The 23736-nt window shown below is 41.4% G+C and carries 29 protein-coding genes; 17 read left to right on the top strand and 12 right to left on the bottom strand.

What is annotated here, in order from left to right:
* Positions 1-240: 240 nt before the first annotated feature.
* The 3 genes from E2B99_RS03525 (at position 241) to E2B99_RS03515 (ending at position 3797) form a co-directional block, all read left to right on the top strand.
* Entirely contained in the window at positions 241-1647 is a 1407-nt protein-coding gene (locus tag E2B99_RS03525; protein ID WP_134243603.1) for a mannose-1-phosphate guanylyltransferase/mannose-6-phosphate isomerase, read from the top strand.
* 206 nt (positions 1648-1853) lie between these two features.
* A complete protein-coding gene (gene gmd / locus E2B99_RS03520) occupies positions 1854-2888 on the top strand; it encodes a GDP-mannose 4,6-dehydratase (protein WP_134243602.1) in 1035 nt (344 codons plus the stop codon).
* Complete coding sequence (locus E2B99_RS03515) at positions 2889-3797, top strand: GDP-mannose 4,6-dehydratase (protein WP_134243601.1); 909 nt, start codon at positions 2889-2891, stop codon at positions 3795-3797.
* Between the two features lie 211 nt (positions 3798-4008).
* Here the strand turns inward: E2B99_RS03515 and E2B99_RS03510 are convergent, their stop codons facing one another.
* On the bottom strand, positions 4009-5334 hold the full coding sequence (locus E2B99_RS03510) for a hypothetical protein (protein ID WP_134243600.1): 1326 nt from the start codon (positions 5332-5334) through the stop codon (positions 4009-4011).
* A 181-nt stretch (positions 5335-5515) separates the two neighbouring features.
* Between E2B99_RS03510 and E2B99_RS03505 the strand changes: the two genes are divergently transcribed.
* Positions 5516-6898, top strand: a complete 1383-nt coding sequence (locus E2B99_RS03505; protein ID WP_134243599.1) for a hypothetical protein — start codon at positions 5516-5518, stop codon at positions 6896-6898.
* A 1-nt stretch (position 6899) separates the two neighbouring features.
* Here the strand turns inward: E2B99_RS03505 and E2B99_RS03500 are convergent, their stop codons facing one another.
* The 4 genes from E2B99_RS03500 to E2B99_RS03485 form a co-directional block, all read right to left on the bottom strand.
* A complete protein-coding gene (locus tag E2B99_RS03500; protein WP_134243598.1) occupies positions 6900-7553 on the bottom strand; it encodes an ABC transporter ATP-binding protein in 654 nt (217 codons plus the stop codon).
* On the bottom strand, positions 7550-8356 hold the full coding sequence (locus E2B99_RS03495) for an ABC transporter permease (protein ID WP_276320929.1): 807 nt from the start codon (positions 8354-8356) through the stop codon (positions 7550-7552). Before E2B99_RS03495 ends, E2B99_RS03500 begins: the two co-directional genes overlap by 4 nt.
* Positions 8340-9434, bottom strand: a complete 1095-nt coding sequence (locus tag E2B99_RS03490; RefSeq protein ID WP_134243596.1) for a hypothetical protein — start codon at positions 9432-9434, stop codon at positions 8340-8342. The genes E2B99_RS03495 and E2B99_RS03490 overlap by 17 nt, the downstream gene beginning before the upstream one ends.
* Before the next feature lie 141 nt (positions 9435-9575).
* A complete protein-coding gene (locus E2B99_RS03485) occupies positions 9576-11636 on the bottom strand; it encodes a capsular polysaccharide biosynthesis protein (protein WP_134243595.1) in 2061 nt (686 codons plus the stop codon).
* Positions 11637-11768: 132 nt separating this feature from the next.
* Between E2B99_RS03485 and E2B99_RS03480 the strand changes: the two genes are divergently transcribed.
* Positions 11769-12173: an acyl-CoA thioesterase gene (locus tag E2B99_RS03480; RefSeq protein WP_134243594.1), complete on the top strand. Its 405-nt coding sequence runs from the start codon at positions 11769-11771 to the stop codon at positions 12171-12173.
* 356 nt (positions 12174-12529) lie between these two features.
* On the top strand, positions 12530-13759 hold the full coding sequence (locus E2B99_RS03475) for a tyrosine-type recombinase/integrase (RefSeq protein ID WP_134243593.1): 1230 nt from the start codon (positions 12530-12532) through the stop codon (positions 13757-13759).
* Here the strand turns inward: E2B99_RS03475 and E2B99_RS03470 are convergent.
* From E2B99_RS03470 to E2B99_RS03440, 7 genes are all read right to left on the bottom strand, one after another.
* Positions 13735-13992, bottom strand: a complete 258-nt coding sequence (locus E2B99_RS03470) for a hypothetical protein (RefSeq protein ID WP_134243592.1) — start codon at positions 13990-13992, stop codon at positions 13735-13737. The two genes, E2B99_RS03475 and E2B99_RS03470, sit on opposite strands and share 25 nt — an antisense overlap.
* A gap of 488 nt (positions 13993-14480) precedes the next feature.
* The gene (locus E2B99_RS03465; protein ID WP_134243591.1) at positions 14481-15443 is read right to left on the bottom strand and encodes an ERF family protein; all 963 of its coding nucleotides are present in this window, start codon (positions 15441-15443) and stop codon (positions 14481-14483) included.
* A gap of 1 nt (position 15444) precedes the next feature.
* Positions 15445-15657 (bottom strand): hypothetical protein, encoded by a 213-nt coding sequence (locus E2B99_RS03460; protein ID WP_134243590.1) that lies wholly within the window; start codon positions 15655-15657, stop codon positions 15445-15447.
* 353 nt (positions 15658-16010) lie between these two features.
* A complete protein-coding gene (locus tag E2B99_RS03455) occupies positions 16011-16523 on the bottom strand; it encodes a hypothetical protein (protein ID WP_134243589.1) in 513 nt (170 codons plus the stop codon).
* A gap of 13 nt (positions 16524-16536) precedes the next feature.
* Positions 16537-17151: a type II toxin-antitoxin system MqsA family antitoxin gene (locus E2B99_RS03450; protein ID WP_134243588.1), complete on the bottom strand. Its 615-nt coding sequence runs from the start codon at positions 17149-17151 to the stop codon at positions 16537-16539.
* Positions 17152-17161: 10 nt separating this feature from the next.
* Entirely contained in the window at positions 17162-17578 is a 417-nt protein-coding gene (locus E2B99_RS14705; protein ID WP_205669628.1) for a hypothetical protein, read from the bottom strand.
* 155 nt (positions 17579-17733) lie between these two features.
* Entirely contained in the window at positions 17734-18459 is a 726-nt protein-coding gene (locus E2B99_RS03440; protein WP_134243587.1) for a LexA family protein, read from the bottom strand.
* 99 nt (positions 18460-18558) lie between these two features.
* On the opposite strand from E2B99_RS03440, the gene E2B99_RS03435 reads away from it, so the two are divergent.
* The 11 genes from E2B99_RS03435 (at position 18559) to E2B99_RS03385 (ending at position 23493) form a co-directional block, all read left to right on the top strand.
* Positions 18559-18804: a hypothetical protein gene (locus E2B99_RS03435; RefSeq protein WP_134243586.1), complete on the top strand. Its 246-nt coding sequence runs from the start codon at positions 18559-18561 to the stop codon at positions 18802-18804.
* Positions 18805-18826: 22 nt separating this feature from the next.
* Positions 18827-19078 (top strand): hypothetical protein, encoded by a 252-nt coding sequence (locus E2B99_RS03430; RefSeq protein WP_134243585.1) that lies wholly within the window; start codon positions 18827-18829, stop codon positions 19076-19078.
* A gap of 130 nt (positions 19079-19208) precedes the next feature.
* A complete protein-coding gene (locus E2B99_RS03425) occupies positions 19209-19688 on the top strand; it encodes a hypothetical protein (RefSeq protein ID WP_134243584.1) in 480 nt (159 codons plus the stop codon).
* Complete coding sequence (locus E2B99_RS03420; RefSeq protein WP_134243583.1) at positions 19685-20320, top strand: hypothetical protein; 636 nt, start codon at positions 19685-19687, stop codon at positions 20318-20320. Before E2B99_RS03425 ends, E2B99_RS03420 begins: the two co-directional genes overlap by 4 nt.
* Before the next feature lie 92 nt (positions 20321-20412).
* Positions 20413-20802, top strand: coding sequence for a hypothetical protein (locus E2B99_RS03415; RefSeq protein ID WP_240687714.1), 390 nt, complete (start codon positions 20413-20415; stop codon positions 20800-20802).
* On the top strand, positions 20802-21014 hold the full coding sequence (locus E2B99_RS03410; protein ID WP_134243582.1) for a hypothetical protein: 213 nt from the start codon (positions 20802-20804) through the stop codon (positions 21012-21014). Before E2B99_RS03415 ends, E2B99_RS03410 begins: the two co-directional genes overlap by 1 nt.
* 10 nt (positions 21015-21024) lie before the next feature.
* Positions 21025-22248: a DUF1376 domain-containing protein gene (locus tag E2B99_RS03405; protein ID WP_134243581.1), complete on the top strand. Its 1224-nt coding sequence runs from the start codon at positions 21025-21027 to the stop codon at positions 22246-22248.
* A complete protein-coding gene (locus E2B99_RS03400; RefSeq protein WP_026470020.1) occupies positions 22245-22424 on the top strand; it encodes a hypothetical protein in 180 nt (59 codons plus the stop codon). The genes E2B99_RS03405 and E2B99_RS03400 overlap by 4 nt, the downstream gene beginning before the upstream one ends.
* Positions 22421-22618 carry a hypothetical protein gene (locus tag E2B99_RS03395; RefSeq protein ID WP_134243580.1) on the top strand — a complete coding sequence of 66 codons (198 nt, stop codon included), beginning with the start codon at positions 22421-22423 and terminating at the stop codon, positions 22616-22618. The genes E2B99_RS03400 and E2B99_RS03395 overlap by 4 nt, the downstream gene beginning before the upstream one ends.
* Positions 22615-23037: a DUF1064 domain-containing protein gene (locus E2B99_RS03390; RefSeq protein WP_134243579.1), complete on the top strand. Its 423-nt coding sequence runs from the start codon at positions 22615-22617 to the stop codon at positions 23035-23037. The genes E2B99_RS03395 and E2B99_RS03390 overlap by 4 nt, the downstream gene beginning before the upstream one ends.
* A gap of 18 nt (positions 23038-23055) precedes the next feature.
* The gene (locus tag E2B99_RS03385; protein WP_134243578.1) at positions 23056-23493 is read left to right on the top strand and encodes a hypothetical protein; all 438 of its coding nucleotides are present in this window, start codon (positions 23056-23058) and stop codon (positions 23491-23493) included.
* The last annotated feature ends 243 nt before the right edge of the window (positions 23494-23736 follow it).

The following is a 23736-nucleotide window of genomic DNA, read 5'->3' as shown; positions in this document are numbered from 1 at the left end:
TGATCTACTGATCAATAAACGAACATTTTAGTTTCAGGTTGGCAAATTTTTACCAAGCTACCCTGTATATACTATGTAAATAAAGCGATTGATTGGTTAAATTAACATATTGAAACGTGAAGTATTCAACCTGCACCTTGTTTTTTTCTGCTTGGTCTTTAAAATCACGATGGTTAGGCTTTCGTGTCCTTGTCTAATTATTTAACTAATTAACACAATATATTTTTTAATGAGGCTACAATGCTCGTTCCTGTGATTATTTCTGGTGGGGCCGGCTCCCGACTATGGCCTGTTTCGCGTGAGCTTCATCCAAAACCATTTATGCTGGTTGATGAGCATTCATTAATACAAAAGACCTTTTTAAGGGCGGCAAATTTAGCTGGTGTGACAGATATTATTACAGTCACCAGTAAAGACACCTTGTTTCTAACCCGAGATGCTTATTTAGATATTACCCATAATAAAAAGCCGCATTTTATATTGGAACCAGTGGGCCGAAATACCGCACCTGCGATTGCAGCCAGTGCTTTACTGGCCGCAGAGTTGTTTGGCGAAGATACAATACTGCTGGCTTTGGCTGCTGATCACCTGATTCAAAAATGTGAAAGTTTCCAAAATGCGGTAGAGAAGGCCGCTATTCTCGCTAAAACAGGTCGTATTGTTACCTTTGGTATTCAGCCTTCTAATCCTGAAACGGGCTATGGCTACATTGAAGCCAACGGTAGCGATGTAGTGCGCTTTATTGAAAAACCAGACTATGAAAAGGCAGTAGAATACGTTTCAGCCGGTTTTCTGTGGAATTCTGGCATGTTTTGCTTTACAGCGGGCACCATGCTTAAGGAATTAGCCCAGCATGCCCCTGAAGTGCTTAAGGCTGTGAAGCAAGCAATTCAACACCAGCAGGGTGATTCTCAGGAAGAATGCCTGTTGGGTGAAAAAGAATTCTCTCAGGCTCCTGATATTTCAATTGACTATGCGATTTTAGAGAAATCGGACAAGATATCTGTCGTATCCTGTGACATTGGGTGGAGTGATATTGGCTCATGGGACAGTATTAGTGATTTAGCGCCTGCTGATGAAAATGGTAACCAGCTAGATGGTGCAACTGACTCTATTTTGATTAATTCAAAAAACAATTATATAAAAAGTAATGCCAACCGTATTGTTGCAACAGTTGGTGTCGAAGATCTTATTATTGTGGATACACCAGACGCGCTGTTAATTGCGAACCGTGCTAATGCGCAAGATGTCAAAAAAGTCGTTAATCGTTTAAAAGAAGTTAAACATGAGTCATGCCAGTTACACCGTACAGTGAACCGGCCATGGGGTACCTATACCACACTGGAAGAGGGTAACGGTTTTAAAATGAAACGCATTGCCGTTAAGCCTGGTGGCAGTCTGTCACTGCAAATGCATCATCATCGGAGTGAGCACTGGATTGTAGTATCAGGTACTGCCAAAGTGGTTAATGGTGAAGAAGAAAAATTATTGCATCCTAATGAATCTACTTATATTCCTGCTGGCCAGACTCACCGTTTGACCAATCCTGGTGTTATCGAGTGCGTTCTTATTGAAGTGCAGGTGGGGATTTATCTGGGAGAAGATGATATTGTCCGCTTTAGTGATATTTATGGCCGGGTTAGTTAAAAATAATTTTATTTCTCTAATCAATTAGAGTGGATCTGATATTCTGTCAAGCTTTTACAAAGCATGTGATAAAAATTTCATTTAGTTATCATGATATTATATCTTAGATCCATAGTAATAAATTGTTAAGCAAGTAGATAATATTTAAAACTACTTTTTAACAATCTTTATAAATATTTGTAGTTCAGATTTATTAAAGGTGTTTTATGAAAATTGCAGTTATTACAGGTATTACAGGACAGGATGGCGCTTATTTAGCCGAATTACTGCTGGAAAAAGGCTATACAGTTTATGGTACTTATCGCCGTACCAGCTCAGTGAATTTTTGGCGTATTGAGGAGTTAGGCATTCAAGATCATCCTGATCTTCATCTGGTTGAATATGATCTTACAGATCTTAGCGCAAGTATTCGTTTATTACAGCAGACTAAAGCCACCGAGGTTTATAACCTGGCTGCACAAAGCTTTGTAGGCGTATCGTTTGATCAACCATTGACTACTGCTGAAATTACCGGAATTGGTCCAGTTAATCTGCTAGAAGCAATTCGCATTGTAGATCCAGAGATTCGTTTTTATCAGGCTTCAACCTCTGAGATGTTCGGAAAAGTACAGGCTATTCCTCAGAAGGAAGATACACCATTTTATCCGCGTAGTCCTTATGGCGTCGCCAAACTGTATGCGCACTGGATGGTCGTGAATTACCGTGAATCATACAATATCTTTGCAACCAGTGGCATTTTGTTTAATCATGAATCCCCATTGCGTGGCCGTGAGTTTGTAACCCGTAAGATCACTGACAGTGTAGCCAAAATCAAGCTGGGCAAGCTGGATTATCTGGAACTGGGTAATCTGGATGCCAAACGTGACTGGGGTTTTGCCAAAGAGTATGTAGAGGGGATGTGGCGCATGCTGCAGGCTGATGAACCAGGTACTTTCGTGCTTGCAACCAATCGTACTGAGACTGTTCGTGACTTCGTGACCATGGCATTTAAAGCGGCAGGCATTGAAGTTGAATATTCCGGTCAGGATCTGGATGAAGTCGGTATTGATAGAGCGACTGGCAAGGTGGTCTTAAAAATTAATCCCAAGTTCCATCGCCCTGCTGAAGTCGATTTACTGATTGGTGATCCAGCCAGTGCTACCGAAAAGCTGGGTTGGAAGCCCCAAACCACTCTTGAAGAATTATGCCAGATGATGGTGGAAGCAGATATTCGCCGCAATGAAATAGGATTTTCTTTCTAAGTGACTAAACGTATATTAATTACGGGTATAACTGGATTTACGGGCAGATATGTTGCCCGTAGATTTGTTGATCTGGGATATGAGGTCTATGGGTTTTCGCATGCGCAAAACCGTGATATGGATGGCGTTAAACAGATTTTTGCTATTTCACTTAATAGCTATACAAGGCTTAAGCAGATTATCGACCAGATAAAGCCACATTATGTTATTCATCTGGCCGCTATCTCTTTTGTTGCTCATGCTGATATGAGTGAATTGTATGAAACCAATGTGATTGGTACACGCAATTTAATGGAAGCTTTAAAGAATGCGGACACATTGCCTGAACATGTTATGGTAGCCAGCAGTGCCAATGTCTATGGTAATAATGATTCTGGCCAGCCATTAACTGAAGCAACCCCTTTTGCACCTGTAAATGATTATGCAGTGACAAAAGTAACAGGTGAATATATCAGTGGTTTATATAGCCAATATTTCCCCATCACTATTGTAAGACCTTTTAATTACACGGGCCTACATCAAAGCAGCAATTTTTTAGTGCCAAAGATTATACAAGCGGCTAAAGCTAAACAACCCGTCATTGAATTAGGTAACCTTGATATTGCACGAGATTTTTCAGATGTTCGTGATGTCGCGAGATTCTATATGGAGTTAATTCAGAGAAAAAATTCAGCAAATTTTAGAACAATAAATATCTGTTCAGGTCAAGCCTATACGCTCCACCAAATACTAAACTATGCCCAAGATGCTACTAATCATCAATTTAATGAAATCAGGATTAATCCAGCATTTGTACGTACTAATGAAATAAAATTACTATTAGGCGATCCAGCCATATTAAATAAAGCAGTAAGTGATATTAAGCGTTATCCACTTGAGGCAACTATTGAATGGATGGCTCTAAATTAAAATTGAGACACATAATACGCAAATAGGATTATTATACAAAAATTAAACCACTATTAACCTAAGTAAAGCTATTAATTCCAAAGAAATGAATATCAGTTCTTATAAAATATTCGTATAACTCTGATGGGTAATTAATTTAATTCAATATTTAATTAGTAGGCTCAAAAGAGTGAATGAGCCTACTAATCCAATTGCAAATAGTTAACGCAACTTAAATATCTTTACTAAATAAAGCAGAGCGATATAAATTCACATTGCTTTCAGTATTATAACTATAATCTTTTTTAGCACGAGGGTTTTTAACATCAATACCTTCTAACACTTGAGCAAGCTGAAGTGAATTGCCAATATCGAAAAAGTCCATCGCCTCAGGATAATAACGACTAAGTTGTAAAAAAGTTTTTGTGCGAGACGCAACAATATGCTTGCCCATATCAATAGCCATAGAGCCTGGACCTGAAGCAGATTGACCTACTTCATTGTAGGGTAATAAAACAATATCACAGATAGCCATAGCTTTTGGAAAATCTTCATCTGTAGGAGCGCCAGCAAAGTGAACTCTGGAGGATAAATCATCTTTATGCGGTTTATTAACAGCCTCATTCATCCATTTGCTGTCTAATTCAAAAGTCACATTTTGAGCTTTATCAGAGATACTAGTTGCTACATCTAATTCAGTTTTACCTACTGCAATAGTTTCGAGAATTCTTTTGACATCATTGTTTATTATCTCATTCTTATTAATATTATTTGGGTGAACTCCTCCAAAAATGGCTAGATGATAATTACTAGGTAATAGTTTTAAGGCATTAATTGCTGTTTCAGTACCCTTGTATACACCGTAAAAGCCAAAGCAACCTAACAGAATAGTATCTTCAGATAAATTAGCTAGAGCAGGAAAATTTTTCTTACTTGCCTCATTTTTAACTTTTTCGCTAGTTTGCTTACTTAAGTACACTAATGGATGATGATAGACATTTTTGAGTTTTTGGATAACACTCATATATCGTGCATCACGTTTAGTGTGGACAATAATACTAATATCTTTACCTAATTTTTGTTGTTGTCTAATTAAGTTATAAATCTGATCAGTTAAATAAGTTGAATTTCTAATGTGATTTAGATGTGAGCGCACTTTATTTAGTTCAAGCTTCTTTGCATGTAATCTAATGGAGCGCCAGTCAATCCCACCTTCACTGTGCAGAACAGTATGAAAGGTAATGCACAATTTCGGTGATGCCAAGATAATTTTCTTTAAACGCTTAAATATAATGTTGGGTTTTTTCCCTAGTGTACCGTGTTCGAGCTGAATATTTACAACATCAAAATCTCTAGCAATCTCTTTACAAATATTATCAATATCCTGATTAGCTAATTTGACAATATCACTTTTAACATTAGACAGTAAAAATTGATCAAGATCAAAAACTTTAATATCATAATAGGGGCTAAGTTGCTCTACTATGGCTTTAGTATAGCTCGCAATACCGCATAAATCATCAAATGTACTAACTATGGCAAGTTTTTGTTTGGACATGGAATTACCTAATTTGAAGAACTGAATAACTGTTAATATATATCATATTAAAACGGAGCTCTATACAAATATATTAAAATTCTAAAAATTTCATCTAAGGCTTTGATCTTATATTATTGAAGTAACTAGCAGAATCTGCTAAATTTATTACAGATAAAGTATTTCACTAGTGAATTAAAAATTGAATATCAGTAATGGACATAAGAGAGAGATGGTTTTTCAAGGTAATGAAGTTATAGGTGAGTTGATTAAAAATAATAGTGATACTATTGTCATAACTTTTAATCCTCATGGAGATCTTGGATTTGATAGGCCAGGCTTTGCAGAACATTTTTTATTAAAAGAAAATTTTGATGTATTAGTATTTAAAACTTTAGAGAATAACTGGTATCAAGAATTAACATTTTCTCAATTGGACTGGATTCAAAAAAATATTTTACAAAAATATAAAAAGCGAATAGGTTATGGATGCAGCATGGGGGCTTATGCAGCATTATATTTTTCTGAATGGTTAAAATTAACACAAGTCATTGCTTTTTGTCCTCAATACTCAATTGATGGTGATGTTTGTCCTTATGAAAAGCGGTGGCGTTATGAGGCAAAAAGATTGCCTAATTTTTATCGCTGGCCTAACAATTTATATAATACCCATGCGGTTATTATATATGATCCATTTGCATATACTGACAAGAAACATGTATTACAATTAATTAATCATTTCAAAAGCTATGATGTAATAAGCTTGCCTTTTTCAGGCCACCCTTCTGTTTCGGCATTAGCAGAAGTAGGATACTTAAAAATGGTGATCGGTTCATTGATAAATGATGAGCAGATTAATTGGAAAGATGTAAGAGTAAAATTACGTAATTCTAGTTATGATTACTATGCAGTCAATATAATTTTTCGGAGTATTGAAACTTGTAAACTCAGAACAAAAAAGATATTGCAGTTATTTAGATCTAGATATGATGACTATAATTTTAATAATCTTATTGATAGGGTTTTACACCGTTTAATAGAAGAGCGTAAGTTTACATCTGCCTATAAACTTTTTATTATTTGTTATGATGAAGAAAGTGACTATGGTGATGTGATAAGTTTCGAAAAGCATTTATTTTTATTGTCTAGAGTCCCCAATACCGTAAAACAATTAATGGGCTATATTTTTAAAGGATATAGAGATTATTATCCAGGCGATAATTTTCTTAAAGCTGAACAATCCAGTTTAGTATTGGATCAGTTTATAGGGAATAAAAAAGGCGGTACATTATGTTTTGGACCTTATGTTACTTTACCAGCCAGCAATTTTAAAGTTATTGTAATAGGAGCGGTTAAAGAAGCGCAACCAAACAAAGAGATAGTTATAAGAATAACGGCCGAGTGCGGCAAAATTATATTAAAGCAGATCACTTTCAATGCCATCGAAAGAGATTTCTTTAAGGAAATAGATATAACATTAGCATCACAATACCAGGATATAGAGGTGGTGGTGCTATCTCCGGATGAGGTGTTAACTTCAATTTCTAAGGTAGAGTTAAAGCTAGTAAGTACTTTAATTAAGTAAACTAGCTCATGGTAGATTGATAAAAACCTAATGCAGACTCTAATTCTTCAAAGTTAAATAGTTTTCCTTCATGTAATACAGAGGCTCGGGAACAATAAGTTCTAATAAAGTTTATATCATGTGAAACAAGTATTTTGGCACGATCAGCGCGTTTTACAAATAATTCATGATGGCATTTCTCATGGAATCGTTGATCCCCAACCGCAACTACTTCATCAATTAAAAAACAATCAAACTCAACAGCCATTGAAATGGCAAATGCAAGACGGGCACGCATCCCTGAAGAATATGTTTTTATTGGTTCACGAATGTATTTCCCTAATTCTGCAAACTCTTCAATAAAAGGCAAAGTCTTTTTGGGATTTAAACCATATATTCTGGAAATAAAATATACATTGTCTACGCCAGTTAAGGTTCCTTGAAAGCCACCACCAAAAGCAATTGGCCAAGAAATACTCATATCACGAGTGATAAAGCCACTAGTTGGATATTCAGCCTCACTAATTAAACGGATGAGTGTGGATTTACCAGCACCATTTCTGCCAAGAATCCCAACTTTTTCGCCTTTATCGATATTAAAATTTATATGGTCTAGTACTACTTTATGACCCCCATTAATCGGATATTTTTTAACAACATCTTCAAGCTTTATCATTCTGGCGTTACCGTTTTACTTAATCTCTTTATAGCCAATAGGCCAAAAAATGTAAAAGAAATATTAATAAGAATTAAAAACACAGGGTCTTCATAAGTAACAATACTATCTCCAAAATATCCATGTCTAAGCATTTCGGTACCATGTACCATAGGTATGTAGAGAACTACTTTTTGCATTCCTGTAGGAAGCCAGTCAACCAGAAACCCGACTCCTGACAGCCCGAACAGAATATAGGTAAAAGCATGCCAAAGCCTATCGAATAACTCGGAAACTTCACTGATTACTCCTACTATGAAGCCTAGGCCTGTAGCAAACCATGCAGTTAATAACCATGCCATTAACATAAGAAATATATTATCAGGAAGTTCCATTAAGCCTAGAGCGATAAAAGCAACGCTAATTACCACAAAGGAAATTGTTGCACCGCCTATTTCCAGAATTATCCTGGAAAGCATAAGATCAATAATTTTCACATTACGGTGAAAAAGTAGAGCGCCATTGGCTTCAACCGCTTTACCACAGCGGTTGGCCACATTACGCCACAATAGTACGGTTGAATAACCTGTTACGGCAAAGGGGATGATTGGAAGCTCACTACCATGCACACCTTTTGTAGCTGTCCAGGCCGCAGTAATAGCAAGTGTAAAAATCATTGGTTCTGCGAAAAGCCATAAAAAACCAATATTATGTCTTCCAAAGCGTGTGATAATTTCACGCATGAGCAGTGCAAAAACTACTCTCTTCTGAATTCCTAGAGACTGCCTTAAACTGGTGTTGTGACTATTAGTTTTTGTGTTCACGTGCACCTGCCAATAGCATACCTAAAATTCCCCACATGATTAATCCCAGAATAATAGTAGCCACGATACTTTTAAGTCTTTTAGGGCCTAATGCTTCATCTGGTATATTAGGCTGTGCCACACGTTCAAGATAAAGCTGCTTGCGTACGGCATCGTTACGGGCTTGCTCAAGACTGGTCATGGCTGCAGCGAGCTGTTTATCAGCAAGCTCTTTTTCCAGAGTTAAACGCTGGAAGTTTCCAGATTGTGAGGTAAAGGACTGTCTTTCACCTACTACATTAGATTTTTGATTTTGAATCTCTTGCTCTAATACGCGAATCTGTACTTTTAATGAATCAATTTGAGGGTTATCTGGCGCTACATTCTGTACCTGCGCCAGTTGCATTTTTGTCTGAACTAACTGATCTTGTAGCTTGGTAATTTGCGTTAATACCTGCGCAGACTGACCCTCTGGGTTAAAGACACGATTTCGGTTCCGATATTGACTAAGTGCCTGAGAAGCCTGGTTAGCTTGTTGCTCAGCTTTAAGTACTTCATTTTCGGCAAATCTGATCAAGTCTTTGCGGGCGTTATCATTGATATTATTGATGAGTTTTTCACTCAACTTTAAGATTTTATCATTGATATCGTAGGCAGCTTTAGGTGAAAAAGCATGAACAGTTAGAGAGGAGATAGCCGTATTTCGATCAGTTTCAACTTCTACTTTATTGCCATAGTATTTATAAAATGATTCAAAAGACCGGCCATTTAGAGCATTACCAAATCTATTGATAAAATCAATGTTTTCAGAGGAGTAATGAGCACGAACTGGGTATGAGTTTTCTAATTGCTTAAGAGCATCTCGTGACCCAATAAATGTATCTACAGCATAAGAATCATCCTGGGCACGACTAAAACCTGCACTTCTTAATATCAGATTCAGCCCGGTAGTACTGGATTGTCTATCAGGGCTTCGAATAATAAAACTTGATTCTGAGGTATAGACATCAGAAGCAATAAAGCCGTAGTAAATAATTGCCAGTATAGAAGGAATTACTACACACAAGATAAATAAAAAATTAATTTTTAGCTTTTTCAAAGCCTAATTCCCCAGAATAAATAAACGCAGCTAGCTTAAAATCATTACAACTGCTATTTGATAGATGGTAGCATTTAAACCTTCTCACTGTTACATCATTTAAACAGCATTTTACTGAGCGTGCGCTCTTCAAAATTTGCGCTATCTTAATGAAAAGCGATGATGAATTCTTTTAACGATTGGTAACAAACCACTAAAAAGACGGTTTGATTTTACAGGTACAGCAATTTCTCGCCCAAGTTGCTCAATGACGTGTTCAATTTGTGCTCCCATAGTTTTTTGGTTAATTGAGTAAAGCGGATAACTAATCAATGTGGCATAAGCCAGTGTCTCAATATCAAGCTTTTGGGTACGGCGCGGAGGCGGTTGCAGATCGGTGGTTAAGCCCCAGCCACTATAAAAAGGCTGCCCATAACAAACCACTGTTTTACCGCGAAGCAGGGCTTCAAATCCTGTCAGAGAGGTCATGGTATGCACCTCATCACAGGCTTGCAGGCAACACGACATATTAGTCTGATACACAATTGCATCGGCCAGTTGCTGCATAGCCTGTTCTGCTATTTTGCCATCGCGCAAACCACTGACCACATCCGGATGGGGTTTGTACACAATGTAGGCATCAGGATGATGCTGTCTGACCAGTTCTAATAATTTCTGATTACTAGGACAATAGCTGGACGTGCCGTAGCGGATAGAAGCATCGTCTGATACTTGTCCCGGTACAAGAATAATTCGCTTGTCAGCCGGAACAGCAGATGGCCAGTCGTTTTCGCCTTGCAAATTATATTTACTGATATTTTGCTTTATCAATGCAGTGATTACACCACGGATACGGATGCGCTGGTCATCATTTAGCGTAAGGCCGGAAAGAATCTGCTCAAGCTGCGATGGCTGCTGCGGGTTGTAATAAATACCTTGATCGTCCAGTACCAGTGAGTATGGGGTAATCAGTTTGGCGCCCAGACCAACCGAGCGAACAAAACCGTCCTCCATGCGCCAGAGTTTGGCGGGAGCAATGGTCTTGTGGTTGAGTTCTGGTTGTTTCATCCCCCAGATAATTACATGATCAACAGGTATTAATGATTTATAAGTGAGTTCGGAAGTGAAATCCAAAGTAAGAGCAGGCAAATGTAAGTAATTACGAATAAAATGTTTTTTCCAGGGAGAGAAGCCCACACAAAGTACAGTACCAGCCAATCTTTCATTCCACTGCTTTTGAGCAATGGCAATATCAAGAATGGTTTCTAAATCGCAGCGCTGCCCGGTATATGGGTCAATGTAGCGCGTATAGTGAAAATAGGCTGCCGCGAATAGCTGTTGTAAGGTTGGGCGTGCAGTACGGCGATTTTGCAAAATACGAATTGGGGCATATTCATCATGCGTCAAGCCCCAGCCAGCGTACCAGGGAAGGCCAAAGCAATAGACTTTTTTGCCTAGCATTAATGCTTCAAAACCCATTTGTGAGCTGACCACATATACTTCATCCATTTGCTTAATGAGGGATAAAGGATTGGCTGCTGTTGTAATATAGCGAATACGGTCATTAAAATTATCGGGTTTAAAATGCCCTTGCTTCTGCTGGGCACTGACTTCAGGATGAGTTTTAACCCAGATAATGGCATCCGGATGTGTGGCTAAGGCAGTGTGTAACATGTATTGAAAGGTTTCTGCTGAAGCGCCGCTGGCTTTAATAGATAAGTCGCCTTTGGTCTGGTCTACAACCAGAATATGCTTTTGATCAGGCTCTGCATTAAGCGCTATATCGGGGGCATGATTATATTTAGTAATATTATGCTGGCAAATAAGGTCAATGCAGTCGTTGGCTCTCTTGAGAGTTGTTGTATCGAAGTTGGCAGCTTGAATTAAATGTTCAAGAGAGGATGGCTTATAGGCATTATAATAAATACCCAGTGGATCAAAGATAACTGACCAGACTGGAAATTTATCCTTGGGTAATCCAATTGAACGAATAAAGCCATCTTCCAGCTGAATGGTATTAGAATCAGAACCTAGTTGTGATAATGCCGTTGCCCTTTTATAACTACGTTTATTTCCCCAACCTAACCATTGACGATGAGCTAAAGGCAATAAACCAATTTTAATGTCGTGATTTAAAACTTTACTTAACCATGTTCGTTTGGAAAGCAACCCAATACTTAATGCAGGAATAAAAATGGGTTTATTTACCAAAGGATTTTCCACAGCAAGCTCATCGTAAGAATTAGGATATTACTAAAGTTGCAGAGTATGCACTGTCTAAAATAAAAATTCATCATTATGCTGAGATTACCATTATAGTTATTCACTAAAATATGAAACTTGTAGCGGAGTCGCATGCAGCTTTTTGAGCAGATCATTACGGTAACTGACCAGCACCTCGACAGCTTTGGCCATGTGAACAATATTATGTATCTGCAATGGATGCAGGATGTGGCTTGGGCGCATTCTGCGGCGCTGGGTCTTGACTTTATTGGTTATCAAAAACTTGATGCTGCGATGGTCGCCCGTCATCATGAAATGACCTATCTGGCCTCCTGCTTTACAGGGGATCAATTATTATTAAAAACATGGCTTACAGAAACGGATGGTTTTAACCTTTACCGGCAATATGAATTCATACGCTTACAAGATAAAAAGGTAGTATTTGAAGCCAAAACCCACTGGGTTTGCATCCGGCTTTCTAATGGGCGACCCATCCGTATGCCGCCTGAGTTTAAAAAAGCCTATATCGTACTTTAATCACGTCAAGCACTCATTTCCTGCAAGTTTTCTTGCTTAAAATGCGTTAGAATGCGCCATTTTCAATAACTTTATATTTTGGCCGCACTGTGACCGATATTCGCAACATCCGTAATTTTTCAATCATTGCCCATATTTATAATAAACAATAAGACACCACGCGACACCATCCGTCACCACACGACAAAAAAACCTTTATTTCCCTAGCTTCTGTATTCCACTATGCGACATTACAGGACATAATCAGCCACCAAGCGCCACAACAAGACACTAAAATTATGTACATAGCCTTGTACATAATCAGGCTGTTTTGTACATGCTGGCCAATTTTTGGAAATTATGTACAAGAGTCGATCATGGCATTATCTGAAGCGTGGCTAAAAGCCAACCATAAAAAAGAACGGGAAAAGACGGAAGAACGGGCAGACCGTGATGCGCTCAGTGTCCGGGTGTCACCCAAGGGTAAAATCGTATTCCAGTTGCGCTATAACTATGCCGGCAAGGCCAAGCGTCTGGATCTGGGTTCATACCCGCTTATGTCTTTGAAGGATGCCAGGGCAGAGGGCCAGCGTTTGCGTGCCCAGCTGGAGCAGGGCCACGACCCTAAGAATATCCGGCATAAGGAAAAAGCCAATATTGTTAATGCCAAAAATTTTAATGACCTGTTCTACATGTGGTATGAAAATTCATGCAAGCCCAAAAAGGCCTCCCATCACCAGATTTTAAGATCCTTTGAAATTCATGCACTGCCTATTATTGGCGAGTTCCTGGCAGATGAGATCAGCCTTCAGCAGTGGGTCTTACTGCTGGAAGATATAACCAAGCACTCTCAATCTATTGCATCCAGGATATTGTTAAATTCGGATCATGTGTACCGCTGGGCGATTAAGCGCGAACTGGCCAGCGTGAATCACTTAAAAGATATATCAGCAAAGCATGATTTAAATATTATTAAAAATTCCACTGAGCGAGCACTCACTAATCAGGAAATCTATTTGTCCTGGCATGCCCTGGATAAAACCAGAATGGCCGTAAAAAACAAAATATTTATGAAGCTGTGCCTGATGTATGGCTGCCGGGTAGGTGAATTAAAGCTGGCCAAAAAGAAAGATTTTGATTTTGAAAAAGGCGTGTGGACTATACCGGCTGAAAATCATAAGACTGGCAAACTGACCAAAAAACCATTACTGCGGCCGATTATTCCGGAGTTTGAGAGCCTGATCAGGCAGGCCATGATGATTAGCTATAATTCTGATTATATTTTCACAGCATTAAATTCTACTGAACCTATGAAAGAATCAGGGCATTTATCAATGCCGAACAATATTTTTCAGTGGCTGAAGCGGCATAAAAACTATGAAATGCTGCATTGGTCGTTACATGACTTGCGCCGTACCATGCGCACCAATATGTCAGAACTGGCACCACCCCACGTGTGTGAGATCATGCTTGGCCATGCGCTGCCAAAAATGTGGCAGACGTATGACCGGTATGATTATTTAAAAGAGCAGGCAGAGGCCTATAAGGCATGGTATGAGCGATTACAGGTGATTTTAAACAATCACTCATTGGATGTGGCTACTTGAGCATTTAAGCCGCCAGCAGCTTCCCATGCGTCTACAGCCTTGGCACTATATACATTATCCGCGCCCTTTGACGCTGAAATCGGTTTAGGGAAGGGATTAGGCCATTTTTCAGATTGCCAGCGCAGAAATGTACGGGCAGTGCGTTTAAACTTTACGCACAGGTCTGTCGTGGTGTAGCTGCTTTGTACTGTCTGGCCAGCTGCTGCTGATTGCTGATTAATTTGTGCTCCCATAATATTATTTACCTCCTAACTTTCTTAAACTGTTGCCGCTGACGATCTCGCGAGTACCATCCTCAAACTCAATCTCTCGGCTGTTCTGTGTACCGCGCGCTTTTCATTGTTCTTCCAGGCGTAGTAATGGGTCATGCTGCTACTTCCCTTGACCGGTAATCACGGAAATATTCCTGTACAGCCTGTTTACATAATGGACATTTACATCCCTGGGTTTTATAACCATAGAGCGTGCCGTGGCGCACAGGCGACGTTTTAGCCAATTTAAGCTGGTAGGCATTGTGCGAAGTGACGCAAACATCACAGCGACATGCATAGTACACATAGGCTTGATGTGACCCATGTTGGCAGGTGCCTGGCAGCTGGCCAGATACCTTAAATTTTACCCTAGCTTTCTCACGGATTAGCTTACGGTAAAGAGAGTCTGTTTTCATTATGTTTACATCCTTCAATAGGGTAGGATGCCCCGCCACAGCAGGGCGGGATTATTAAAACGGGATTGGATCATCTAGGTTAGGCCGGACAGCTGGAGCAGGGTTCTTGGTCGAGTATTTGACCAGCTTGTCGTGTTGCGCTGCGAGCTGGTTTTTAATGATCCGGAAATCATGCTCGGTGTAGCCTTCCTCACCATGGCCAACATTAAAAACATAGTTTTTGATGTCAATAAGATCGTGCACCGTCTTGGTGGCCAGAATATCCTTGAGCACAGACTGAAGCGGTTTGAATCCTTGTGACTGGCCATGCTGCTGGTTGGCCTGGGCTGGCCGTTTTTGTATGAGCTGATCATGGCGTGATTTTAGCGCCTGCTTGAACTCGCTAATATCAGAATTGCTATATTGCCGAGCCGCTACATAGTCGCGGATTGCAGTAAGCGTATCCACATTCCGGGCCTTATTAATATCAGCCAGGATAGTGGCCAGTGGCTTTACCTGCTCACAAGCTGGTTGATTGGGTTGCGGCTGTTGCGGCTGGCCAGCTGCCTGTTTAGGTTTAGCCTGGACATTACCTGGAGCATGCACAGTGGCGTCCGGATCGTTGTCACCTTCAGTCGGAATGGCAAAGGTCTGGAAACAGGCATATTTATAGGCAATCGACATGGCCTTGTTGGTGGCCTTGTCGCCTGCGTCCATCGCCTCACCAAATACGCAGGCCACGTGCTTAGATCCATCTTCACTACTGATAAAATCAAATTCCATTTTGACCAGGACAAAATACAGGGTTTTATTACCACTGGGCCGCTGTGTTTCAGTACGCTCAACACAGCGTGGAATAATCACCAGCTTGTGCTCGGCCAGTAAGGGAGCTATGGCATTGTAGACATCATCAATGCCCCGGAATGCATAGCCATTACCAAACCCGGAGGCCTGGCGATCCTTTGAAATTCCTTCTTTGGCCAGTGCACGCTGTACTGCATTGATGGCTTGGTAAACCTTGAGAGATGCAGTGGTCATATTAAATGCCTCCACGCACAAGGGTGGACATAAACGCATACAGGGCAGTGGTAATCACTACAAAGAACACGATCAGGCCTGCATGGATAAATACGGCAACCACGTTTTTAACGCTGCACGCGGAAATGATACGGGCGCGGAACACATTACGGCGGTGACGCTTGGCCAGTAGCGATTGCTCGCTACTGATGACAAACTTTTGCATTGGTGACATAATATTTTTACTCCAGTTCAGTTGGGGTCAGGCCTCCGGTTGTGACAGCAACGCGGAGGTTTCTTTTTGCCTGTTTATTGGCTTGTTGAAGATAATATTACCTAAAAGGTAAATTAATGCAATACCAAAAAGATAATATTTTTTATTTTTCTGCTATATTAAAAAAAGAAACCCAGCGCGGGGCCGGGTATAGGGGAAGGTTATGTTAGATGAAAAGCAGGTTGAGCAACTTATTAGTATTATCTCTCAGTTAAAAAAACACCCGGAAGATTCATCCGGGCTATTAGTTTGCTTTTTAAATCAGAATGGTATTAGCGTTGATTTTTGCAGATCTGGGGTTACTTGGCGACGTATTAATCCTTAGCAAGTTCCCCGATAAATGGCTCGGGTGAATCAGGAAAAGTAGCACGCATATGTTCTTTATCTACTCCAGTCATATGTCCACAATAAGGGCAGTCGGTTCGATTGCCCTTCAATTGAGCTAAATCAAAATTCCTTTTGGAGTTAAAAGGAAGTGGCGATGGAAAGAAATGTCCACAGTGCTGACATTTAACTTCCACATTACTCTTTAGATTTTGACGTATTGATAACTCATCAGCCTGCAAACGTCCCTGACTGATTTCCGATGCGATCATCTTGTCAATAGCTGCTTTAATGTTTGGCAGCTCTCCGATAGGAAGCGCAATAATTAATTGTTCTTCAAAGCGATTAGGGGTGCGTGGTTCCTGTTGTGCAAAGATAAGTTTAACCGTACCAGCCCCATTCACTGACAGTCCAGTAATCTTATCAAAGTATATGGTTGAGCAATCCTTACCACGTATTAGATCTATTTCAAGATTTGATGATTCATTATTAAGATCTGGCATTTTTAATTCCTAATTAACAACGCATAAAGTTATTAGCTGACTGTACACTAAGGCTCAGTTTCTGTTCCTTAGATTCCACTGAAATAAAATCGTTTGTAGATGATTTAAATAGCTGTGAATTAGGATGATAGTCAAGCACAGGCATATAATAACTGGATTCGTGGATTTGAGTATTTTGCATAACTACATTAGCCAGTTTTTCAAGTAGTTGAGGGCATGTTTCCAGAGCAATGTTCCACGCGGTCATTTTGTTAGCTCTCACTGCACGAAGTAAGCGGTCCATTGGCAGGCTTTGAGTTAATGCATCATTTTCATATTTAGAGAACGCAACAGGGCCACCACCAAATAAATTGCCAGCCTCTTCAATTGTTAAATTAAGAGAAACACGAATAGCACGAACTTCTTCGCCAGACAGCATTCGATCAACTTCCTTTTGAAAAGCAATCATGATGCGTTTATTTTGGCGAGACTGCTCAATGCTTTGCCGGACTGAACCGCAGTCATCACATTCATAATAAGTATGCGAAATAAGCTTCTCAGTATCTTTATACGTTTGCCAAACATTTTCTGTATGCAATATAAGTTTTCCTTCACCACAAACGCGGCAGCAACTTTGATCAAGTGACATACCCTTTTCCTCAACTACTTAAATGGCAGGAAACAATCAGTACAATCGCACCCATTTTACCAATGCAAAATTTAATAAAGTATTCGATTTGCATGACTTTATGAGCCGCTTCTATAAATTCACGGCGCCGAATACGATAACTATCACATGCTAACCAGTGCCCTTTTTTGTTTAAACACCATTCAGAATCAATGTACTGACCACTGTCAAAAGCTTCATGCAATAAATCACATACATCTTTTAAATCCCAACCTAAAGCTTGCACATTTAAAGGTGCCTTGTTAGTTGCATAGTCAATACTATCTGGATCAAGAATGTTTTTTACTTCATCTATTGGATATAAAGCTGATACCGTCTGGATTTTTCGATTAACCGAATCATCATCAGGTGGTGAACGATCATATCGACTTAATACTTTTCTTACCATCAAGGTAACCCTATATACAATATACTAAGCATGTTCAATTTGTAATCCCAAAAATTAGTTTTTTTGGTAAAGACAGCTTCACAATTTCTTTTCTTTAAGCCGTCTTCGTATCAGGTGCCGTACCGTTGGCCACCTGATCCTTGGTTTTCAGTACCCTAAAAAATCGTATACCGTCCCACGACCTTGCCCACCAACCTGCAATTATGATCCACGGGCATGATTTTTTCGTGCCAGTTGGGATTTAACGCCCGTAGGTAATAGCGACCACCCTCTACAACTAATTCTTTGAATGTGGCTTCACAGTCACCATCGCAGGCCATCACTACTAGATCACCAGTATTGAGCTCATCAATTTGATAAGTAGGGTTTACGTAGATCCTATCATCAGCTCGGAACACTGGCTCCATTGACGCGCCTTTAACCACCAACCCGAATCCGTTTTTCCCTGCTCTGGGATCGTAAGGCAGCCACTCAATTACATTCGATAAATCAGATGCCATTACTGGTGTCCAATCACCAGCCTGCACCCATGAGATCACTGGCATAGACAGGTGAGGTACGTCTATTAATTCGGTACCAGCAGGCGGTACAAAGCCCTGACTTTGCACCATATCGCCCATGCTTTGGGATTGGGTGGGGCGCATGTCGCCATGACTTTCCCATAATTCAGGATGAGCTACATCTAGCCAGCCATGATCTTTCTGAAGGGCGGCTTCAATCTCTCGGGCAATTTTATTGCCGATACCTTTAATGGGATTAGTGCCAGCGAACTGACTAACTTGCGATTGGCCTTTTCCGATCTTTTCAGCAAAGTTGGAAACCCCACCAATTAAATCAACCAAATAGCGCACGTTGTTATAGCGAATCGTTCTATTGTCCATTAGCAAATTCTTACTCTTATCACCTAAAAGGTAAACAACAAAAAAGGTTGTATTTATATTACCTAAAAGGTAATATTCTCTTTAAAAGGAGAGGCAACCATGAAATTTAGAGACTTCTTAATTCAGTTAAGCCCTGAGGAGTTGGAAGCGTATGCCATTAGAGCCGGTACTACGCCAGGCTATCTCATGACTCATTTGCTGTATGGCTATAAAGAACCAAGAAAAAAATTGCGTAAAGCTCTGGCAGCAGAGAGCAATGGTCAGGTTTCCGAGATGGATGTACTTGAGCACTTTGGCTTTGCTTCCGCCAGTGAAACTAATCAGGTTGTACAAGCCACCACTTAACCACCAATTGGAAGGAATCACCATGGGGAAAGGACGTCGCCGCAACAGGGGAAACAACATGCGCCAAGTCGCACGGGGCAAGAAAGACGCCTCTATCACCGTACACATGCCACAGGCTGTAAAGGATCGTCTTGTTGGTTTGGCTGATTGCCAGCGAGCAGGCCAGGGGGCCAGTGAGTACACCTTTGAAAATCTAATCATTCCTCATCTCGAACAAATCGAACATGAAACGAAGGTTAGACAAAAGATTTTTGGTTTAACAGGGAACGAATAAAACGATGCGCAGCAGAGCGACCGCAACAAATCCGGGCAATAAAAAAGCCCTAACTGCGAACAGCAAGGGCTTTTAGGTGTTCGTTATTGCGAGTAACGAACGGTACAACTAGTCGAAAGGAAATTTAACCATGAGTATAGAAGCAAGTCAATTAATAGCGAACCTTGGTGGACGGGCAGCAGCACACCAGATCCGCAAGCAGGCCCCAATTGGTACAGCATATATCGCGCAGTACCAGCTGGCCGATGACCGAATCACCCATTATTACGATGACCGATTCCGTCTTTATCAGGATGGCCATTGGGCCTTTGTGGGTATTCAGCAATATGCTGGTATCAAAAACAACAGCATGTTTACTACCCAGTGCGAGTTACGCGATCTGCATAAAGCGCTGGAAACACTGCCAGCTGCCAATCTTGATAAAACACCGGATTGCCTTAAATGCAGTAACACCAAAGTTTTGCTGACTGCATGCCAGGATCATGTTGTACGGCTTGCCGAGCAGAACCTCAACAAGTGCAATGGCCGCTTTTGGTGGCGCGCCACTGCCATATTTTTCTTTGCTCTTAATATTATCCAGATGGCTACTGGCCAAGGATGGTCATTATGAATCGTTATGAAGAACGGCCGACTAAAGCACCCAATTTGCACCTACTTGAGGTGCACCAGTATCACCAGCTGGCCTTAAACCTGCTGGAAGAAATGATGGAAGTATGCCGCGCTAACCTGCGTAAAAATGACCATCCGGTTAAAAATGCCATGGTATTGCGTGAATCCTGGCGTCAGCAGATGGGCTGGAAGTTTAAGGTTAGTCCGCCGCAAGCAGTATTAATTGAAAAAAGCCTACATGAGCATGGGTGTATTGAATTTGCCTTAACCTATGTACGCCCATTGATTAAAGAAGAAGCCAAGTCAGTTGAGCTGACACTGGCCGAAAAATTCTTTTGTCAGGCTTGCAAAAAATATAAAGGCATCCCGCATAGCTACCGCCGCTACTACGTGGGCGACCAGGTGAACTTTACCCAGAAAGGCCAGGCCGGTGGCATTGCTACCAATCAGGTGGGCAGCATTCAGTCCATTTTCGGGCGCATGTTAGAGATTGCTACAGCTACCCGGTACATCAAATTGCACCAGGATAACGTTACACCGATCTGGGCGCCCACACCGCTCATGTATAGCAGTTTTGGCCAGTGCTGGTGTGACATCGATCCAGAGTATCTGCCAGGGGGTGCACAATGTTAAGGCATCCCATTAAACCCATCGCGGACTGCATGACAGACCGTGACATAGCAATTCTGTTTACGCAGATCCCGCACAGTCTGGCTTTGCCTTTCATGGAAAAGTATGGCCAACAAATTACCGATGACAATACCTATTGGAATTTTCTGGGTACAGCGTGGAAAGCGGGAGGTTGCTTTAAAGACCAAACCCGCTGGATTGCGTTATTCAAAAGCCAGCGTCGCAACAGCCACAAACTAATGAAAACAAGCGAACGTCGTGAGTTTTCACGCTTGCCAAAAACAGTCACAGCCTATCGGTGCTGTGATGATTCGATTGAGGCTGATCAATCTATTTGCTGGTCATTAGATCGCAAATTCGTTGAACAGTATGCCGTTAGAAAAGGGCGAAGCCTGATTGTTGCGTGCACCTTTAATAAGGCAGACATTTTTGCCTATTTCAACCGTCGGCGCGAATCTGAAATTCTGGTGTGGAGGGGAGCCTGATGTCACGAAAACCTCATACAACCACCCAGCCACGGCCATTAACCCAGTTTGAAAGGAAACTACTGGACAAGTGGCACCAAGAAAATATTGAACAGCTAAAAAGTCTGGATCAGGAAATACGCCAGGCTATTCAAAATGGCGGTAGCACTGTGTTTTCTCAATTTATCCAAACTGATGTAACCGTTTTATTTACAGCCCAGGCTGTCAAGTAGGGAGTTTGCAATGACAGCACCATTAATACCCGACAATATTGATTTGCGGGACTTTGCCTATATGCCACTGGATGTGGTGCGGTTGCGTGATAGCGATTTTACCGCACTGACCAGTGCCGAGGCATTTCGTTCAGGCCTGCTGCTGTGGTGTGCAGCCTGGCATCAGGTTCCAGCAGGCAGTCTGCCAGCTGATGACCGTGTATTATCCAATCTGGCCGGCTTTGGCCGTGTCGTTAAAGAATGGCTCAATATTAAAGACGAGGCGCTACATGGCTGGGTACTATGCGAGGACGGCCGCTATTATCATCCAGTTATCTGTGAAAAAGCACAGGAAAGCTGGGCAGGCAAACAACGTCATCACTACGCTAAATTTGCAGATCGCCTACGGAAAGCCAATAAGAAACTGGAAGAAAGCGGACTCCCACCTGTAGAAATTCCAACCATTGAATTATGGATAGCCGTAGGAAGTCCAGCAGAATGGCAAACTATTTCCGAAGATTCCAAACCTAATTCCAAAGAATCCGGTAATCATTCCACTGGAAATAAAAATAATTCCGGTGGAAATCCTGCGGAAAATGCTCTTAAGGGAAAGGGAGAAGTAAGGGATAGGGATAGGGATAATATATCTTTAGAAAAAAATAAAAAAAATCCCGATGGGTTTTTAACGGCAGAGCAGGCAAGTGCACTGTGGATACCTAACCTTGAGCACCTGAACAGTTTGATGGCCGAGAAGGATTATCCACCGGTTAGCCAGACAGAGCTTGCCGATCAGCTTGCAGACTTCAACCGCAACAACCACGGTAAGGGCCACACTGAAAACCAGCTGTACCTGCATCTTCGTGTCTGGATCGTGAATGCCCGGAGAAAGGCTCAAGTTCAACCAGCTGCCCAAAAACCAGCGAAGCCAGCAAAACAGCAGCCTGATCATTCACAGCGCCAGACAGAATCCCCAGTCCCTAAAAACCCATCTTTTGAAGATAGGCCAGACTGGGAACCGTTTGGCTGTGGTTATACCGTTGGCCAAGTCCGCGAGAATATTCAGGAAGGGGAAACCCCGGAGAAATGCCTTGCTCGTTTAATTCACGGCAAAGTGGCCAATGACACCATGGCCAAGCAGCTTGAGCGTGAAGCAGAGCAGGCCGCACAGCTGGAAGCCCAGCAACGTGCAGTACAGGCAGAGGCTGATCTACTGGCCAAACAGCAACAGCGCCAGCGTACACCAGGTGCAGCATGATTTATTGCCAGCAAACCCATCGTTACTACAGCACCATTGGTGGCTGGTGGCCATGTGAGGTGACAGCACTGCTTTCCATGCACCGGGATGGATACACACCATACCAAATGGCTTTTGTACTGGATCGGTCTTATTACGCGGTATTTAGCAAGCTCAATAGACTGGTGGCCAAATGAAGCCGGTTAGTGATTCCCTGGCCGGATCTGCCCTGGTACTGGCCCAGCTGGAGCTGGCAGTTCGGGAAGCGCGAGAAATGTTTAAACAGCGCTGTGCTGAAGAAAATTTAAGTGACTATCACATTTACGAGTTGCAGCAAACGGCCAAGGTGGCTGTTAAAAGCCAGTTACAGGGTATAGGGGTACAAGATTGACTAGCATGTCCATGGAAGAATACCGTCGCCGATTTGCTCCAGTAGCTAAAGCAGGGCAGCAGGCAAAGCCTAAAAAGCGGTCTAAATATAATAATCAGTCTGTTGAAATTGATGGGTTTAAGTTTCAGTCAAAAAAGGAAGGTCTGCGGTACGAGGGTTTAAAACTGCTATTACAGGCTGACCAGATCACGAATCTACGCATGCAGGTGTCTTACGAGCTGGCCGCAGGGGTTAAATACAACTCTGAAAAGCGCAAAACACCCGCCATGCGGTATGTGGCAGATTTTGTTTATACCGATGCTACTGGCCAGCTGGTGGTTGAGGACGTTAAGAGTGCGGCAACTCGTAAATTGCGGCCATACCGCTTAAAAAAACATTTGATGAAAGTTGTTCACGGCATTGAGATCAGGGAAGTTTAACTACTTTGGGGGGTTGTTATGGGGACGGATAAGCGATTACATGTTTTACAAGTGGTCAACTGGAAACGGTTTAGTGCTGCTGATTGGGTGATCCAGTATGGCGTATGGCTCAATACACCAACTTATGGTCAGGCTGGTGCAGGCGGTGGTGACAGCTCACCATTGGCCGTCATGATTGATAAAGCTGATACTAAAAAAGTTAGGCAGGCCACACCAATTCGTCCAGATCTGCAAATTAATGATATTGAGGCCAGAGCAGTCAGTAAGGTATTGCAGGAAATGCTGGCCAGAATTGATCTGGATGAAAGCCGCTGTGCCTGGTATTTAATACTTCGCTATGAGCATGAGTGGACTGATAAGGCACTCTCTATCATGGAACAATGCACCATACCAGCTGCCCGCAAGAAGCAAAAAAAGGCGTTGGAATACTTTAAAAAGCGTACTGGGTGTCTTTAGTAAAATAAAGTTTGCATTTCGTTAAATTAGGGTGTAGTTTTATGTAAAACTGGCGTTTTGTGTAAGTCAAGCCCAGTACGCTTAATAGCCCAGTCCCCCAAAGATTGGGCTTTTTTTATGGCCAATCTAAACCCATACTATTGATCGGTATGAATTGGACTTGTAGGAACTTCAAAAATCAGGGAGTTGATCGCCCCGACCAATAAAATGAAAACTGGAAGCATTATCCCGTGCCAATTCGGT

Source organism: Alkanindiges illinoisensis (assembly GCF_004377485.1).
Lineage (GTDB): Bacteria > Pseudomonadota > Gammaproteobacteria > Pseudomonadales > Moraxellaceae > Alkanindiges > Alkanindiges illinoisensis_A.
This window is presented reverse-complemented; position numbering and strand designations above follow the sequence as displayed.